Raw genomic sequence first — 15,430 nt, 5'->3', positions numbered from 1 at the left:
TGTCAGGGATTTGCGCCGGGCTCGTGGCCGCTGGCGAGCCGGGTTACACGGTCAGCCGACTGCTTCATGCGCTGGGCGATATCCTCGATCTGGGCGCCGGTAATGGGTGAATCCATCGAACCGGCCACAAAACACATGACCGGCACCTGCCGGTAAACAAACACCGGCACCGCAATGGTGCTGACCTCGTAGCGGGCCTTGGGGTCGATACGGTCGAGGTGGTAATGCTCGACACAGATGCCCTGCTGGTACTTGTTGGTGGCCTCTTCCAGCTCCTGCAGGCTCCAGGACTGGTGAATGCGGGTCAGCTCCCGGGTCAGTTCTTCCTCCGCACGGGTTTTCAGCGTGACCTCATAACCCCGGGCCCGAATAGCAATCACCGACACCCGCAGCTTTTGGTCCAGGCGCTCGTTGTACCCGCCCCGTGACTCGTGTGCCCGGGTCAGCCAGGCTTCGAGCTGCTTCGCTGGGGAGAAGGCGGTAAAACACGCCGCAACAGGCGCAGCGTTGGGCAGGCGCAGCCCCAGCTGGAAGGAGTCCATCAGCGGGGTGGCGTTGCCATACAGCGCCAGCAGGACCTGATGGAGCTTCGAACGTGCGGTGACGGCAAAGCCGAGGTTCAGGTCGCTGTTGAGGCCCTCCAGTTCCGGCCTCGCGTATTCCAGCACGGGAAACTGCGCGAATGCGGCGTTACCTGCAGCTATAATGGAAGGGCCGAGGCGATACGCCTTGGTTTTGGGGTGTTGGACCAGGAAGCCGTAATTGGCCATGGTGGTCAGGATGGCGTGACAGGTGGCCTTGTTGAGGTTCAGGCGACGCGTCATTTCCGTCAAACCAAAGGCCTGTTGCGGGTTCGCCATCAGCAGATCGAGTATGGCCAGCGCGCGGGCGGTGGGTTGGGAAAACAGTGCCACGTCAGGTACTCCCTGGCTTCGCAATGGTGCGGTTCATTATGCTGTACTGAAGAATCATAACCTCCGACTGCCTGCGGCCGCAATCCTGCGTTTGGGTGAGGTGTGGAGCAGGCGAGCCGCATTAAACAACAGGGAGACTGCAGGTGCCAGAGCTTTGTCAAAGTCCACTCACACTCTACGGGACGTCTGCCTGTCACCTGTGCGAACAGGCGGCTGCCTTACTGGATCTGGCTGTGCAGGAGGCGCTGATCAGCCACTACGATGCCGTGGATATCAGCGAGGATGAGCAGCTGTTTGTGCGCTACGCAACCCGCATCCCGGTGCTGTACCGGCAGGACGGGCGCGAGCTGGACTGGCCGTTTTCGCCCCAGCAACTACTGGATTTCATCGATGGCGATGACGGCGGGCAGGTGTAACGCGCCGCGAGCCGCGGCGCAGCAGGGCTCAGGACCGGTTGCCGACTCTGACGGCGAGCACATCACAGGACGCGCCATGCAGGACGCCGTTGGCAGTAGAGCCCATGAGGAGTGCCAGTCCGTAACGGCCGTGACTGCCCACTACGATGAGGTCGGCGCCGATTTCCTCTGCCTTGCTGTGGATCTCCACTTCCGGGCGGCCGAGTACGATGTGCTGGCGGTCGGCGGCAATTCCGTACTGCTCCCCGAAACGCGCCAGTTGCTGCGCGGCCTGTTGATGGATTTCGTCCTGGATACCGGAAAAATCCATGGGGATGTCGCCGCCATAGGCAAAGCTCAGAGGCTCAATGACGTGTATGAGATGCAGCTCGGCACCGCTACCCTGTGCGACGCCGCGTGCGCGCTGGGCCACGTCCGCGGAATCTTCACTCAGGTCCACGGCAATAATCAGTTTCTTGTAGTTGGACATAGGCCCCTCGTCATCGTGAACAGAATTCAGCGCCTGTTATAGCATACAATGCGTGCCGGACAAGCGCCTCCAGCAGCAGGAGGTGCGACTTTGCCCCCGATCGTTGACCTGAGTCAGGACCTGCCTTGAATTACTTGCTGATCGCCTTCGCCTTGCTGGTGGCCATCGCGCCGCTCACGCATTTCCTCCCCAGCAAGCGACAGCGCCTGCAGGTCACCCTGCGGGAGACCGCTGCACTCAACGGGCTTTTTGTCGAGTTTCGCGAGCAGCCCGGGCCAGCGTTACCACAGCAGAGCCAGGCATCCGACGTCATTTATTACGGGCTGCGGCTGCCGCCTTCCAGCGGCAAGGGGCGCCGGCGCTGTGTCTGGCAGTTGCGCGCTGGCGGGTGGCAGGCCGTCGGGGCGAAACATGAACCGGTTCCTGCTGCGCTGCTCGCGGCGCCTGACAGCATCCTTGCGGCGAGCGTGCATGAGGACAGCTGTGGGCTGTACTGGCAAGAAGCCGGCGATGCGGCTACCGTAGAGCAGATAGCAGCTGTTCTGAAGGACTGGGCGCAACAGATTCCTTGACCCGGAGGGACAGGGTCTTTATATATGCGACTTTTTTGACGGGCGCCGGCAGGTGAATGCAGGCGTCCGCTGACCCACACCAAGCGAGATCACGCGGGAGTCTATGGGTAAATCACTGGTTATTGTCGAATCGCCAGCCAAGGCGAAAACGATCAACAAGTATCTGGGCCCGGATTTTATCGTCAAATCCAGTATCGGACACATCAGAGACCTGCCGACAGCGGGCAGCGCCACCCCGGTGGATGCCAAGGAGCGCGCCGCCCAGGCGGCCATTACCCGCAAGATGTCACCCGAGGAGAAGGCCCAGCACCGCAAGGCCAAGTCGCGTGAGCAGTTGGTGCGCCGAATGGGCATTGATCCCGAACATGGCTGGCAGGCGGACTACCAGATCCTGCCGGGGAAGGAAAAGGTCGTGGCCGAACTGCGTAAGCTGGCCGCCAGCAGCGATGCCATTTACCTCGCAACCGACCTCGACAGGGAAGGGGAGGCGATCGCCTGGCACCTGCGTGAAGCGATCGGGGGTGATGAATCGCGCTATCAACGCGTGGTGTTTAACGAGATCACCAAGAAAGCCATCGGCGAAGCATTCAAGCACCCTGCGCATCTGGACCAGAACCGGGTCAATGCGCAGCAGGCGCGGCGCTTTCTCGATCGCGTTGTCGGCTATATGGTTTCACCCCTGCTGTGGGCCAAGGTGGCCCGCGGTCTTTCGGCGGGCCGGGTGCAATCCGTCGCCGTGCGCCTGATCGTCGAGCGTGAACGCGAGATCCGTGCCTTCGTACCCGAGGAGTACTGGGAGATACATGCCGACCTGCAGCCCGCCGATGCTGAGGCGGTGCGCTTTCAGGTGCGCAAGCAGGCTGGCGCGGCCTTCCGCCCGACCAGCGAGGAGGCAGCGCGGGCGGCAACCGAAGCGCTTGAAAAGCTGCCCTACGTGGTCAGCGACCGGGAGGACAAGCCCACCCGGTCGAAAGCGCCAGCACCCTTCATTACCTCCACCCTGCAGCAGGCGGCCAGTACACGCCTGGGCTTTTCGGTGAAGAAAACGATGATGATGGCACAACGGCTGTACGAGGCTGGCTACATCACGTACATGCGTACCGATTCCACCAACCTCAGTGAAGACGCGGTGCAGGCCTGTCGCGACTACATCGCGGCAGAGTTTCCTCCCGCTTACCTGCCCCCAACGCCCAACCGTTACAGCAGCAAGGAGGGCGCGCAGGAAGCCCACGAGGCGATTCGCCCCTCCGACGTCAACCTGCTGCAATCGGGTCTGCAGGGCATGGAACGCGATGCCGAGCGCCTGTATGAAATGATCTGGCGGCAGTTTGTCGCAGGCCAGATGACGCCCGCTGAGTACACTGCAACGACCATCACGGTCACCGCAGGCGACTACGAGCTGTCGGCCAAAGGGCGCATCATTCGCTTTGATGGTTACACCCGTGTGCAGGGGGCCGCCGGACGCAAGGGAGAAGACGAGGTTCTTCCCGATATCCAGAAGTCGGACACGCTGAAACTGGTCGCCCTGGACCCGGCGCAGCACTTTACCAAGCCCGCACCGCGCTACGGCGAAGCCAGCCTGGTGCGAGAACTTGAAAAGCGCGGCATTGGCCGCCCGTCCACCTACGCCTCGATTATTTCAACGATCCAGGATCGCGGGTACGTACGCCTCGAGAACAAGCGTTTCTACGCCGAGAAGATGGGTGATATCGTCACCCAGCGCCTGCAGAACAGCTTCACCGAACTGCTCGACTATGGCTTCACCGCGAGCATGGAGGAACGGCTGGATACGGTGGCTCAGGGCGAACTCGACTGGCGGGATCTTCTGGACAGTTTCTACGCCGATTTTCGGCAACTGCTGGAAAAGGCGGAAGAGGCGGAACCCGTCGGGATGCAGCCCAATGAGCCGACACCGACGGATATACCCTGCAGCAAGTGCGGCAGGCCCATGCAGATCCGCACCGCCAGCACCGGCGTGTTCCTGGGCTGCTCCGGTTATGCACTGCCACCAAAGGAGCGCTGCAAGAACACTATCAACCTGACACCGGGCGACGAGGCCATTCGCGAGGACGCGGACGACGAGGCCGAATCCCGCCTGTTGAGAAAGAAGCATCGCTGCACGCTGTGTAATGCGGCAATGGACAGCTACCTGATCGACGAGCAGCGCAAACTGCACGTCTGCGGCAACAATCCTGACTGTCCCGGTTACGAAGTCGAGACCGGCAAGTTCAAGATCAAAGGCTATGATGGTCCTACGCTGGCCTGTGACAAATGTGGCGCAGAGATGCAGCTCAAGACCGGCCGTTTCGGCAAGTACTTCGGCTGCACGGCGGAAGCGTGCAAGAACACGCGCAAACTGCTGCGCAACGGGGAAGCGGCACCGCCGAAAATGGACCCGGTGCCCATGCCGGAGCTGGCCTGCGAGAAGGTGGATGACCACTACATCCTGCGCGACGGTGCGGCCGGGCTGTTTCTGGCTGCCAGCCAGTTCCCGCGCAACCGGGAGACCCGGGCGCCCTTCGTGGATGAACTGCTGCCCCACAAGAACGAGATCGACCCCAAGTACAGTTTCCTGTTCTCGGCGCCAGTCGAGGACGACGACGGCAACCGCACCCAGGTGCGCTACAGTCGGAAAGCGGCTGAGCAGTATGTGATGACCGAGCGCGACGGCAAACCGACGGGATGGCGAGCGGTCTACCGCAATGGCAAGTGGCAGACGGAAGAGGGCAAGAGCCCGGCCGCAGCGAAAGGCGCACCGCGAAAGAAGAGCGCCGCGCCCAAGCGCAAGGCGGCTCGCAAGCGCACATGAGCAGTCTCCGGGGCCAGGCCAATCATGCGCTGTACCTCGGCCGGCTGCTGCTGCAGGCGTGGGAGCAGGCGCGGTGCGCAGAAAATGTGCCAGCCAACACCCTGGCGCAGGCTTTCGGGCCAGCCGTGCGGGAGCACCTGCTGACGGCCTATGGCTGGTTCCTGCTCGATTTGCAGAAGCCCGCACAATTGCCGCCGCAGCCGCCGCACTGTGTTGCGGAACTGCCGCCGGCAGCGCCGGGCAAGGCGCAACCGGCAGAGGTGACGGAGTTTGCGCAACTTGAAACACAGGGGTGGCTGTTCCGGTTGCTGCAGCAGCCCGCGGCGGAGCCGGCCAGGCGGATGGTAGGCAACCTTGCGGTGAGCACCTCTGGCCAGCTGGATTGGGACACACTGCAGGTCGCAGCGGACCAGCTTGAAGCTGCGTTTTCCCGTATGGGTGACCTGTTGGACGAATGCTAGAGAGTGCCCGTTGGCGGTCGCATCTGCCCCCTGTTACACTGGCAATCGATGCAAAAAGAGGAGCCTCTTGTGGCCACAGCCCTGTTGGAAATTGTTGATCTCGGCGAAGGTGAAATTGTCCTGCAACGCGCCGAGGACGATTCCGAGCCTCTCCTGCGCATCCAGTTCTCAGACGAGGCGCGGGATTACCTGATGGACAATGGCCTGGAAGTTGCGAAGGTGATGATTCAGGCCGGCATGCAGGCCGCGGCCAGCATCAACGAAAAAGAGCGCCCCGAAGACAGTGAAAGCCGGGCGCGCACCGTCCACTGACCCGGCTGACGACGACCGCTAGCGTCGGAGGATGCCGACGCTCAACCCCTCAATCGCGAACGCCTGCGTGCGCAAATCAACCGTGATTGGCGCATAGGCCGGGTTCTCGGCGTGCAACTCTACCAGGTGCCGGCTGCTGCCGCGCTGAAAGCGTTTCACGGTCACTTCATCCTCAATGCGGGCGACGACAATGGCGCCATTGCGGGCTTCGCTGCTGCGGTGCACCGCCAGCAGGTCTCCATCCAGTATGCCGACATCCTGCATGCTGTCGCCCGTGACCCTTAGCAGGTAGTCTGCTGCCGGATGAAAGAAGTTGGCTGGGATGGCGCAATAATCCTCGATATGTTCCTGCGCGAGCACCGGGTTGCCTGCTGCAACGCGCCCGATGATGGGAAGGCCTGGGTTTTCGGGCAACCGGATGCCACGAGAGGCGCCGGCAATGATTTCGATCGCACCCTTGCGCGCAAGTGCCTTCAGGTGTTCCTCGGCAGCGTTGGCCGACTTGAAACCCAGCTCCCTGGCGATATCGGCGCGGGTGGGTGGATAGCCGGTCTGGTCGATATGCTGGCGGATGATGTCCAGCACCTGCTGCTGTCGCTGCGTAAGTTTGTCCATACCCCGTCCATCTGTGTATTTGTACAGTGACTGGGATTATATACAGTAATACGCGACAGCGACAAGCAGGCTTAAATATCCTCCACACCGAGCATGGTGTCGGGTTCGATGGTGGACAGCGGGTTGTTCCATTCCTCGGGGTGGTAGGGCAGGTCCGGATCCAGGCCGTCATCGTCGTCGAGTTCGAAGGGCGTTCGCCAGTCCTCCGGTGCGGCCGCGCGTTGCAACTGCAGCATGCGCCAGACCTCAAGGTCGTATTCTGTGACCTCGCCATCGAGGAACTGTGTCTCCACGGTGCGCGCGGCCTCGTCCAGGGCGACAACTTCGAACAGCTCTCCCGTTTCGATATCCCGGTACCAGCTGCCAACAGTGGGATTCAACATGTGTGCGCTCCCTTCGTGAGTCCTCAGTGTCACCTGCAACATACCATGCCGACCTGCGCTGTCCATTATGTGTTGTCGATCTAAAAACGCCGGTTTTCATAGCGCTTTCCATCTCTCTGAATTTTCCGCGACAGATCAGTCGCTTGCGGATGTCTCTCGGCACGTGTCGAAGGGGCGGAGGCGCTGTTATACTGCGCGGCTCTGACAAGTGCCTGGCCACAGAAGAAAATTGTCTAACCCCGGGAAACCAGGAGCCTGATGTAACGTGGAAGCTACAGAGCAAACGCTGTCGCGACTATTGGCGACCTATGGCCTTGATGCGCCGCTGGTAGCGATCGGTGGGCTACTCCTGCTCGCCATGCTCCTTCACCTGCTGCTCGGTGTCCTGCTGCGCCGCCTGCACCGCGTGGCGAAAACCAGCAGTAATCGCTGGGACGACGTGGTAATCACTGCGCTGGAAACACCGCTGCGTGTCGCGCTCTGGGTCATCGCCCTGATGCTGATCCTGGGCAGGGTGTCGATCGCCGCGGATGTGCAGGCCTTTATACTGCGCGCCTATGACACGCTACTGATTCTCATGCTGGCCTGGTTCCTGCAACGCCTGATATTCGGTGCGGAAGAGGAGCTACTGTCTCCCGCGCGCGGACACAAGGCCTCCACCGACAAGGCCGCAGTGCGCTCCACGGCGAAACTCATCCGGGTAATCCTCTGGATACTGGCCGGCCTGATGGCCCTGCAGAGTGTCGGTGTGTCCATCTCGGGACTGCTGGCCTTCGGCGGGATCGGCGGGATAGCGGTCGGTTTTGCCGCGAAGGACCTGATGGCGAACTTTTTCGGTGGAATGAGTATCTACCTCGATCGCCCCTTTACCCCCGGTGACTGGATTCGCTCACCGGACCGGGAAATTGAGGGGACGGTGGAGGATATCGGTTGGCGCCTGACCCGCATCCGCACCTTCGATCAGCGTCCGCTCTATGTGCCAAACGCGGTATTCACCCAGATTGCGGTGGAAAATCCGTCGCGCATGTTCAATCGGCGGATATATGAAACGATCGGCGTGCGCTATCAGGATTCAGCCAAACTCGCGTCCATTGTTGCTGACGTCCGGCAGATGCTGGAAGAACATCCCGAAATCGACCTCAATCGCACCCTGATCGTGAATTTCGTGTCCTTCGGGCCCTCGTCGCTCGACTTTTTCGTCTATGCCTTCACACGCACCACAGTCTGGGTCGAGTATCACGCCATCAAGCAGGATGTCTTGTTGAAAATCCTCGACATTATTCATGAGCACGGCGCCGATGTGGCGTTCCCGACCCGGACCCTGCATCTGGACAGCGCGCCACCCGAGCTGGCGCAGGCTGTGCGTGGAGAGCACTCATGACGGAAAGCACCGCGCAAGCACCATTGTGTCTCGGGATTATCGGCGGCACAGGTATCCATCAGGTCGACGGTTTGCAGCTGCTGCGTGAGCACTCTGGAGACAATACCTACGGCAGCCCCTCGCGGCCTGTGCAGGAAGGCGTAGTCGAGGGTCAGCGCGTGTTTTTTCTCCAGCGCCACGGCAGCCCCCGGGCGATTCCGCCGCACCTTGTCAATTACCGGGCGAATATCGAGGCGCTGCGCGGCCTCGGGGTTACCCACGTGGTTGCCATCAACGCCGTCGGCGGTATCAGTCCCGACATGCAGCCGGGGCGGCTGGTGGTGCCGGACCAGATTGTGGATTACACCTGGGGACGGGAGCACACGTTTGACGATGGCCGCAGCGGCGCGCTGCAGCATATCGATTTCACCTATCCCTACGATCATGCCTTGCGCCTGGCCATTATCGAGGCAGCGGAATCCGCGGGCATTCCACATGAGCCCTCCGGCGTGCACGCCGTGACACAGGGCCCCAGGCTGGAAACTGCTGCTGAAGTGCGGCGCCTGGCGAGTGACGGGTGTGACATTGTCGGCATGACCGGCATGCCCGAGGCCGCGCTGGCGAGGGAGTGTGGCATCGCTTATGCAACTATTTGCATGGTGGTCAACCCCGCTGCCGGGCTGGGTGACTTGCCCCTGACGCAGGATACGATGCGCGATATCCTGCAGCGCGAGGCCGCCGTGGTCAGGCGCCTGCTGGGCTGTCTGCTGCCTCGGTTGGGTGCACAGGGCCTGTGATGAGCTCAAGCACGGCCTGATCGTAGGTCGCGCTGTACAGCGTATCCGCATCCAGTGGTGTCAGTTTGATGACCAGGCCGAACAAGGGGTGGTCGATGTAGTGCACCTCGTTGGAGCGCATGCGCCGCTGCTGCTGCAGAAGCACCGCGTGACGATAAGGATAGGTGGGGCCAGATTCCGGCTCCGGGGCGTCCAGCAGCCCTGCCGCGGCATCCCACTGCGGGTTGTAGCCCACGGGTGCCTCGGGGACGGCCGGGTTTGCGGGCAGCACCGGCGCCGCGATCAGCTCCAACGAGGCCGGCGCCAGTGGTGGCGCCGGCATACGCCAGGTGCCGGGCAGGTAATCGCCGTTGGTGTTCAGCCAAAGCTGAGTGTCGACATGCAGGAAGCGGGAGCGGTGCAGCCTGATCGTGCCCTGCAGGGCGGGGTAGGCCTGGTCATCGCCAGAGTGGTCAAGCACGATAGGCAGGGCTGCCCTGGCGCTACCCACCGGTTGCCACCACACCTCATGAAACAGTATTCGGTAGGGGCCGTTGCGTTCCATATAGGCTGCTTTGCCGCGAAACTCCCTGGCTTGGGCCGGTAGCAGCATGAACGGCGTGGGCAGGCGGGGAAGCGCTGCCAGATCCGCAGCGCCAACCTCGGCCCCGGGTTCCACCGCCTCTTCTGGCAACGGTGTCGGCGTGTCGACAACCGCCGCTGCCGGCATGTCTGCCGCTGCGCCGTCGGCCTCTCCGCCACGCAGCTGGATAAGCTGCTTGCCGCGCTTATCGACCCGGCTGTGCAGCGCATCGGCTGTGCGCTCCAGGTTGGCCTGCAAGCGCTGGGGATCGATCAGAAAACGCACGGCGTCCGGGTACTGTAAACGGGGCAGGGCGTCCCACTGTTCCGAACGTGGCGCTCCCGGACCGGTGTGTGCAACGATCAGCAATTCCACCTGATACCAGTTCTGCTCACTCCCACCCTGTGCCTGGGTGGGCATCGTCGGTAGCGCCATCGCAAGCAGAGCGAACAGGGTCTGAACAGGGCGGGGAGTCATCAGGCTGCATCTTCCGTGGCATCGGCGGCAAAGGTGTCCAGCAGCTGGTCGGCGAACTGCTGGCGCTGTTCGGGCTCATCCAGCGGGCGCTTGAAGCGCAGGCGCATGGCGCCGGCCAGCTGGTACCCCTTGGGATCGGACTGCACCAGCTTGACGAGGCTCAGCGGATTCACCCGGGTGGACTCCCGAAAGTCGATGTTACCACCGCCGGGGCCAACCTCAATGCCTGCTATACCCAGCTGATCGGCACGGATGCGCAATCTGGCCACCTGCACCAGGTTTTTCACCTGCTGCGGCAGCAGGCCGAAGCGGTCGATCATCTCCACCTGAATATCGCGCAGTGCCTGCTCGCTGTCAGCGGCCGCGATGCGCTTGTACAACACCAGCCGCGTGTTGATATCCGGCAGGTAGTCCTCGGGGATCAGCGCCGGTATATGCAGGTTGATCTCGGTACCTGCATCCAGGGGCGCGTCCGTGTTGGGAATCTCCCCGCGCCGCAGTGCCGCCACGGCCCGCTCCAGCATGCGCATGTACAACGCGAAGCCCACGCTGTGAATTTGCCCGCTCTGTTCGTCGCCCAGCAGTTCGCCCGCACCGCGAATTTCCAGGTCGTGGGTCGCCAGCAGGTAGCCGGCACCGAGGTCTCCCGCGGCTTCGATGGCTTCGAGGCGTTTTTCCGCATCGGGTGTGATTGCCGAGCGCGGTGGGCACAGCAGGTAGGCATAAGCCTGGTGGTGCGAGCGGCCAACCCGCCCGCGCAGCTGATGCAGCTGGGCGAGGCCGAATTTGTCGGCGCGTTCGATAATGATGGTATTGGCGGTCGGCACGTCGATCCCGGTTTCAATGATGGTCGTGCACAGCAGGATATGGTGGCGCTGGTGGTAGAACGCGGACATGACCTGCTCCAGTTCGGCCTCGCGCATCTGCCCGTGGGCAACGCCGATGGACAGATCCGGCAGCAGCTCCCGCAGCTTGCGGCCGGCCTCCTCGATGCTCTTCACCTCATTGTGCAGGTAGTACACCTGCCCGCCGCGCAGGGTCTCACGCAACACGGCCTCGCGAATGAGGGCGATGTTGTGTTCCCGGACAAAGGTCTTGATCGACAGGCGGCGCGCCGGTGGCGTGGCGATGACAGACAGGTCGCGCATACCGCCCAGTGCCATGTTGAGTGTGCGCGGGATGGGGGTTGCGGTCAGTGTGAGAATATCCACCTCGGCGCGCAGGGCCTTGATGGCTTCCTTCTGCTTGACCCCAAAGCGGTGCTCCTCATCAATGATCAGCAGGCCGAGGTCGTGAAAGCGGAAGTCGCTGGAGAGTAGCTTGTGGGTGCCGATGAGAATGTCGATGTCGCCATTGCTGACCCGCTGCAACACCCCACCCAGGTCTTTGCCGCTCTTGAAGCGTGAAACGACCTCCACGGTCACCGGCCAGTCCGCAAAACGATCGGCGAAGGAGTTGAAGTGCTGTTGGGCGAGCAGGGTGGTCGGTACCAGTACGGCGACCTGCTTGCCGTTGCGCGCAGCGATGAAGGCGGCGCGCATGGCAACCTCGGTCTTGCCGAAGCCAACATCGCCGCACACGAGCCGATCCATGACACGTTCGGCCGTCATGTCGGCGATAACCGCGTCGATCGCGGCCGCCTGGTCCGCAGTCTCTTCAAAGGGAAAGCTTGCGGCAAACTGCTCGTACTCGAGGGCAGGTATCTCGAAGCAGAAGCCCTTGCGGGCCTCGCGGCGTGCATATACATCCAACAGCTGCGCTGCCACATCACTGGCCTTCTCTGTAGCCTTGCGCCTGGCTTTTTCCCACTGGTCAGAGCCCAGCTTGTGCAGCGGGGCGAGTTCTGGATCGCTGCCTGCGTAGCGGCTTACCAGGTGAAGTGAGGCGACGGGCACGTAAAGCTTGCTGCCCTGCGCGTATTCCAGCGTCAGGAATTCATTGTCGGCGCCATCCACCTCAAGGGTCTGCAGTCCGAGGTAGCGACCCACACCGTGCTCCAGGTGCACCACTGGCACACCCTCGCGGAGCTCATTGATATCGCGAAACACATTTTCCGCGTGGGCTTCATCGACCTTGCGCCGGCGCCGCCGCTGGGCGACCCGGTTGCCGAACAGCTGCGCTTCGCAAACCAGTGCCGGCTGGTCCGCGCCAAAGTACATGCCGCGATCAATCGGTGCGGTGCTGATGGCGAAGCGCAGTCCCGAGGCCAGGAATTCGGCCCAGTCCGCCACCTCGGGGGGCGTCAGGCCGTGGGCGGCAAGATTTTCCAGCAGGATCTCCCTGCGGCCGGCGGATTCCGCGCACAGCAATAGCGGCGCCGTATGCTGTTCCATGAAGTGCTGCAGCCGCTCGGCAGGTGTCTGGCGCGCGCCCTCGGTGCTCAGGTCGGGCAGGGGTTGTGAGGGGCTGGCCACATGTGTCGGCGCCTCCGGATTGCGTCGCAGCTCCAGCACCGGGCACTGGCCCAGTAGCTGGTAAAGCTCTTCCACCGGGGTGAAGCAGCGCGCGGGAGGGAGCAGGGGGCGCCGGGGATCGATGCCGTACTCGGTGTATCGGTGCCCTGCATCTTCCCAGAAGCGCTGCGCGGCGCGGTAGTGGTCGCCGATCGCAATGACCGGGGTGCCTTCCGGGAGGTAGTCGAAAAGGCTGGCGCAGTGCTCGAAAAACAGCGGCAGATAGTACTCGCAGCCGCCGGGTGCACGACCCGCACTGACTTCGCGGTAGGTGGGGCAGGCGTCGTGGTCGACATCGAAGGCTTCGTACCAGTTCAGCCGGAACCGCTCAATGGCCGCGGGATTCAGCGGGTATTCGCGAGCAGGTAACAGGTTGATGGCGGCGACTTTCTCCAGCGTGCGCTGAGTGTCGGGGCTGAACGTCCGCAAACTGTCGACCTCGTCGTCCAGCAGATCCACCCGAAAGGGCAGCTCGCTGCCCATGGGATAGATGTCCAGCAGCGAGCCGCGCAGGGCGAATTCACCGTGCTCGTAGACGGTTTCGACATTGCGGTAACCATTGCGCTCCAGGTTCCGCCGGAAGGACTCGCGGTCCAGTACCTGCCCGGGCTCCAGCACCAGGCTCGAGCCCGCCACATAATGCACCGGTGGCAGCCGGTGCATCAGCGTGGAGATGGGTACCACGAGAATGCCCGCTGTGAGCGTGGGCAGTCGGTACAGGGTCTCCAGTCGCTCGGAGACGATGTCCTGGTGCGGCGAGAAATTGTCGTAGGGCAGTGTCTCCCAGTCGGGAAACGCCAGTATGTCGACGGGCTCGGCCAGGAAGAACGGCAGCTCCCGCTCCAGCGCCAGGGCTGAACTGGTGTCCGCGGTGATGACCAGGAGCAGGCTGTCGGGCCGCGCCACCTCCGCAATCAGCCGGGCCTCGGCACAGCCGTGGAAGGGACCGATGGCGGTGCGGATGCCGGATTTGGCGGGCCAGGGGGTGCTGGCGAGCAGGGATCTGTACATAAAGCCTGGCGTTTCACTGCGGAAGGGGCGGTTATTGTAAAGCGCTGGGTGAAAAGTACCACTGTGCCTTGCCCTCACCGGGATGCGGCGGGATAATACGCGCCCGTTGCAGCCCTGATTCCCCCTCATACAGGTGACAGACGAGTGAACGAACGCAAGCGAGAGCGCCCCGACGACTATTTCAGAGACTGGAAAGAGCGCGAAGCGCTGGCCGAAGGCATGATTCCCCTGGTCGGTGAGCTGTCCCGCCGCAAGAATGTAAAGTGCTACATCTACGGCAAGTCACTGGTGAACCAGTCTGTCACCCAGATCATGAAGGACCACCGCTACGTGCGGCAGGTGGAGGAGAACGAGCTCTCCGAGTTTGAGACCTTCCCCATCATCAAGTCCCTCTCGGCCCTGGACCTGGGGCCTGCGCATATCGATATCGGCCGTCTCGCGGTGCAGTATTACGACAAAGGTGAAGGCGCCGGCCTCAGTGTCGACGATTATGTACGCCAGCAGGTCGCCGACCTGATTGGCGCCAAGCCAGAGCCGGGGCGTGGCCCGGTGGATGTGGTGCTGTACGGCTTCGGCCGCATTGGCCGCCTTATGGCACGCATTCTGATCGACAAGACGGATGGCGGCGAATCGCTGCGTCTGCGGGCCGTTGTCGTGCGCAAGGGGTCAGCCCCCGACGACCTGGTGAAACGCGCCAGCCTGCTGCGGCGTGATTCGGTGCATGGAGCGTTTGACGGCACCATCCGCGTGGATGAAGAGCGCCAGTCGTTTGTGGCTAACGGCAACGAGGTCAAGGTCATTTACGCCGACTCGCCCGACAGCATCGACTACACCGAGTACGGCATCAACGACGCGATTGTGGTCGACAACACCGGGGTATGGCGCGACGAGGCCGGCCTGTCTCGGCACCTTAAATCCAAGGGCGTAGCCAAGGTCATCCTCACGGCACCTGGCAAGGGCGACATGAAGAATGTGGTTGCCGGCATCAACAACGACATGATCGACGCCTCCGACAGCATCATTTCTGCGGCATCCTGCACCACCAACGCCATCGTGCCGCCGCTGAAGGCAATGGATGACCGTTACGGCATCATCAGCGGGCACGTCGAAACCGTGCACGCCTACACCAACGACCAGAACCTGATCGACAACTACCACAAGGCTGACCGGCGCGGCCGCAGCGCGCCGCTGAACATGGTCATCACCGAGACGGGCGCCGCCAAGGCAGTGGCCAAGGTGCTGCCGCAGCTCGCCGGCAAGCTCACCGGCAATGCCATTCGTGTGCCGATCCCCAATGTCTCCATGGCCATCCTCAACCTCACGCTGGGTCGGGCCACGACCAAGGAAGAGGTCAACGAGTACATGCGGCACATGGCGCTGCACTCGTCGATGCGCAAGCAGATCGACTATTCCAATTCTCCCGAGGTGGTGTCTAGCGATTTTGTCGGCTCCCGGCACGCCTGCATCTTTGACGCCCAGGCCACCATCGTTAACGGCACTCAGGCGGTGTTGTACCTCTGGTACGACAACGAGTTTGGCTACAGCTGCCAGGTCTACCGGATTCTCGAGCAGGTGTCAGGGATACGCTACGCCCGCTACCCGAAGAATGCCTGAGAAACATAGCGGGCGGCCGCCGCGATGGGCGGAAATGGCGTGACGGGGCGCTTGCGCGGTGGTGTTTTGGCGCGGGCTTCTGTTATAATGCGCGCGGCCCGGGACCGGGCGGCTGCGCTTGATTTCTCCGGCCTGGCCAGGCGCGCGGAAGACCCGGCGCCTCGCCTCTGCCCGCTTTGGGGTGCCAACCCCTTCGCACGGCTCT

14 protein-coding genes are annotated in these 15,430 nt (G+C 62.5%); 8 read left to right on the top strand and 6 right to left on the bottom strand.

Features of this window, described 5'->3' with window-relative positions; genetic code table 11:
- Window positions 1-2: 2 nt before the first annotated feature.
- Window positions 3-914, bottom strand: coding sequence for an IclR family transcriptional regulator (locus R3E49_RS04765; RefSeq protein ID WP_290739219.1), 912 nt, complete (start codon window positions 912-914; stop codon window positions 3-5).
- A gap of 143 nt (window positions 915-1,057) precedes the next feature.
- Between R3E49_RS04765 and R3E49_RS04760 the strand changes: the two genes are divergently transcribed.
- On the top strand, window positions 1,058-1,330 hold the full coding sequence (locus tag R3E49_RS04760) for a glutaredoxin family protein (protein ID WP_371293999.1): 273 nt from the start codon (window positions 1,058-1,060) through the stop codon (window positions 1,328-1,330).
- A 28-nt stretch (window positions 1,331-1,358) separates the two neighbouring features.
- On the opposite strand, the gene R3E49_RS04755 is transcribed toward R3E49_RS04760, so the two are convergent.
- Window positions 1,359-1,799 (bottom strand): universal stress protein, encoded by a 441-nt coding sequence (locus R3E49_RS04755; protein WP_290739225.1) that lies wholly within the window; start codon window positions 1,797-1,799, stop codon window positions 1,359-1,361.
- Window positions 1,800-1,924: 125 nt separating this feature from the next.
- Between R3E49_RS04755 and R3E49_RS04750 the strand changes: the two genes are divergently transcribed.
- The 4 genes from R3E49_RS04750 to R3E49_RS04735 all read left to right on the top strand — a co-directional run bounded on the left by R3E49_RS04750 (window position 1,925) and on the right by R3E49_RS04735 (window position 5,953).
- Window positions 1,925-2,371, top strand: coding sequence for a hypothetical protein (locus R3E49_RS04750; RefSeq protein WP_371293998.1), 447 nt, complete (start codon window positions 1,925-1,927; stop codon window positions 2,369-2,371).
- A 103-nt stretch (window positions 2,372-2,474) separates the two neighbouring features.
- Entirely contained in the window at window positions 2,475-5,180 is a 2,706-nt protein-coding gene (topA, locus tag R3E49_RS04745) for a type I DNA topoisomerase (RefSeq protein ID WP_371293997.1), read from the top strand.
- On the top strand, window positions 5,177-5,641 hold the full coding sequence (locus R3E49_RS04740; RefSeq protein ID WP_371293996.1) for a hypothetical protein: 465 nt from the start codon (window positions 5,177-5,179) through the stop codon (window positions 5,639-5,641). The genes topA and R3E49_RS04740 overlap by 4 nt, the downstream gene beginning before the upstream one ends.
- 69 nt (window positions 5,642-5,710) lie before the next feature.
- Window positions 5,711-5,953: a hypothetical protein gene (locus R3E49_RS04735; protein ID WP_371293995.1), complete on the top strand. Its 243-nt coding sequence runs from the start codon at window positions 5,711-5,713 to the stop codon at window positions 5,951-5,953.
- Between the two features lie 18 nt (window positions 5,954-5,971).
- Here R3E49_RS04735 and lexA read toward each other — a convergent pair whose 3' ends face one another.
- Both lexA and R3E49_RS04725 read right to left on the bottom strand, forming a co-directional pair.
- Window positions 5,972-6,568, bottom strand: a complete 597-nt coding sequence (lexA, locus tag R3E49_RS04730; protein ID WP_371293994.1) for a transcriptional repressor LexA — start codon at window positions 6,566-6,568, stop codon at window positions 5,972-5,974.
- A 71-nt stretch (window positions 6,569-6,639) separates the two neighbouring features.
- Window positions 6,640-6,951 carry a DUF6763 family protein gene (locus R3E49_RS04725; RefSeq protein ID WP_371293993.1) on the bottom strand — a complete coding sequence of 104 codons (312 nt, stop codon included), beginning with the start codon at window positions 6,949-6,951 and terminating at the stop codon, window positions 6,640-6,642.
- A gap of 265 nt (window positions 6,952-7,216) precedes the next feature.
- Here R3E49_RS04725 and R3E49_RS04720 point away from each other — a divergent pair, with 265 nt between their 5' ends.
- Together R3E49_RS04720 and R3E49_RS04715 are read left to right on the top strand one after the other, a co-directional pair.
- Window positions 7,217-8,332, top strand: a complete 1,116-nt coding sequence (locus tag R3E49_RS04720; protein ID WP_371293992.1) for a mechanosensitive ion channel family protein — start codon at window positions 7,217-7,219, stop codon at window positions 8,330-8,332.
- Entirely contained in the window at window positions 8,329-9,108 is a 780-nt protein-coding gene (locus R3E49_RS04715) for an S-methyl-5'-thioinosine phosphorylase (protein WP_371293991.1), read from the top strand. Before R3E49_RS04720 ends, R3E49_RS04715 begins: the two co-directional genes overlap by 4 nt.
- On the opposite strand, the gene R3E49_RS04710 is transcribed toward R3E49_RS04715, so the two are convergent.
- Window positions 9,056-10,147 carry a CsiV family protein gene (locus R3E49_RS04710; RefSeq protein WP_371293990.1) on the bottom strand — a complete coding sequence of 364 codons (1,092 nt, stop codon included), beginning with the start codon at window positions 10,145-10,147 and terminating at the stop codon, window positions 9,056-9,058. The genes R3E49_RS04715 and R3E49_RS04710 overlap by 53 nt on opposite strands.
- Entirely contained in the window at window positions 10,147-13,611 is a 3,465-nt protein-coding gene (gene mfd, locus R3E49_RS04705; protein ID WP_371293989.1) for a transcription-repair coupling factor, read from the bottom strand. Before mfd ends, R3E49_RS04710 begins: the two co-directional genes overlap by 1 nt.
- A gap of 144 nt (window positions 13,612-13,755) precedes the next feature.
- On the opposite strand from mfd, the gene R3E49_RS04700 reads away from it, so the two are divergent.
- Window positions 13,756-15,225, top strand: coding sequence for a glyceraldehyde-3-phosphate dehydrogenase (locus R3E49_RS04700; RefSeq protein WP_371293988.1), 1,470 nt, complete (start codon window positions 13,756-13,758; stop codon window positions 15,223-15,225).
- Window positions 15,226-15,430 lie beyond the last annotated feature (205 nt).

Source organism: Haliea sp. (assembly GCF_041395985.1).
Lineage (GTDB): Bacteria > Pseudomonadota > Gammaproteobacteria > Pseudomonadales > Halieaceae > Haliea.
This window is presented reverse-complemented; position numbering and strand designations above follow the sequence as displayed.

What these genes read in the sequence shown, in the direction of transcription:
- lexA (WP_371293994.1), bottom strand. Translation starts at nt 6,568, where the DNA reads ATGGACAAACTTACGCAGCGACAGCAGCAGGTGCTGGACATCATCCGC.
- mfd (WP_371293989.1), bottom strand. Translation starts at nt 13,611, where the DNA reads ATGTACAGATCCCTGCTCGCCAGCACCCCCTGGCCCGCCAAATCCGGC.
- topA (WP_371293997.1), top strand. Translation starts at nt 2,475, where the DNA reads ATGGGTAAATCACTGGTTATTGTCGAATCGCCAGCCAAGGCGAAAACG.
- R3E49_RS04740 (WP_371293996.1), top strand. Translation starts at nt 5,177, where the DNA reads ATGAGCAGTCTCCGGGGCCAGGCCAATCATGCGCTGTACCTCGGCCGG.
- R3E49_RS04715 (WP_371293991.1), top strand. Translation starts at nt 8,329, where the DNA reads ATGACGGAAAGCACCGCGCAAGCACCATTGTGTCTCGGGATTATCGGC.
- R3E49_RS04710 (WP_371293990.1), bottom strand. Translation starts at nt 10,147, where the DNA reads ATGACTCCCCGCCCTGTTCAGACCCTGTTCGCTCTGCTTGCGATGGCG.
- R3E49_RS04755 (WP_290739225.1), bottom strand. Translation starts at nt 1,799, where the DNA reads ATGTCCAACTACAAGAAACTGATTATTGCCGTGGACCTGAGTGAAGAT.
- R3E49_RS04725 (WP_371293993.1), bottom strand. Translation starts at nt 6,951, where the DNA reads ATGTTGAATCCCACTGTTGGCAGCTGGTACCGGGATATCGAAACGGGA.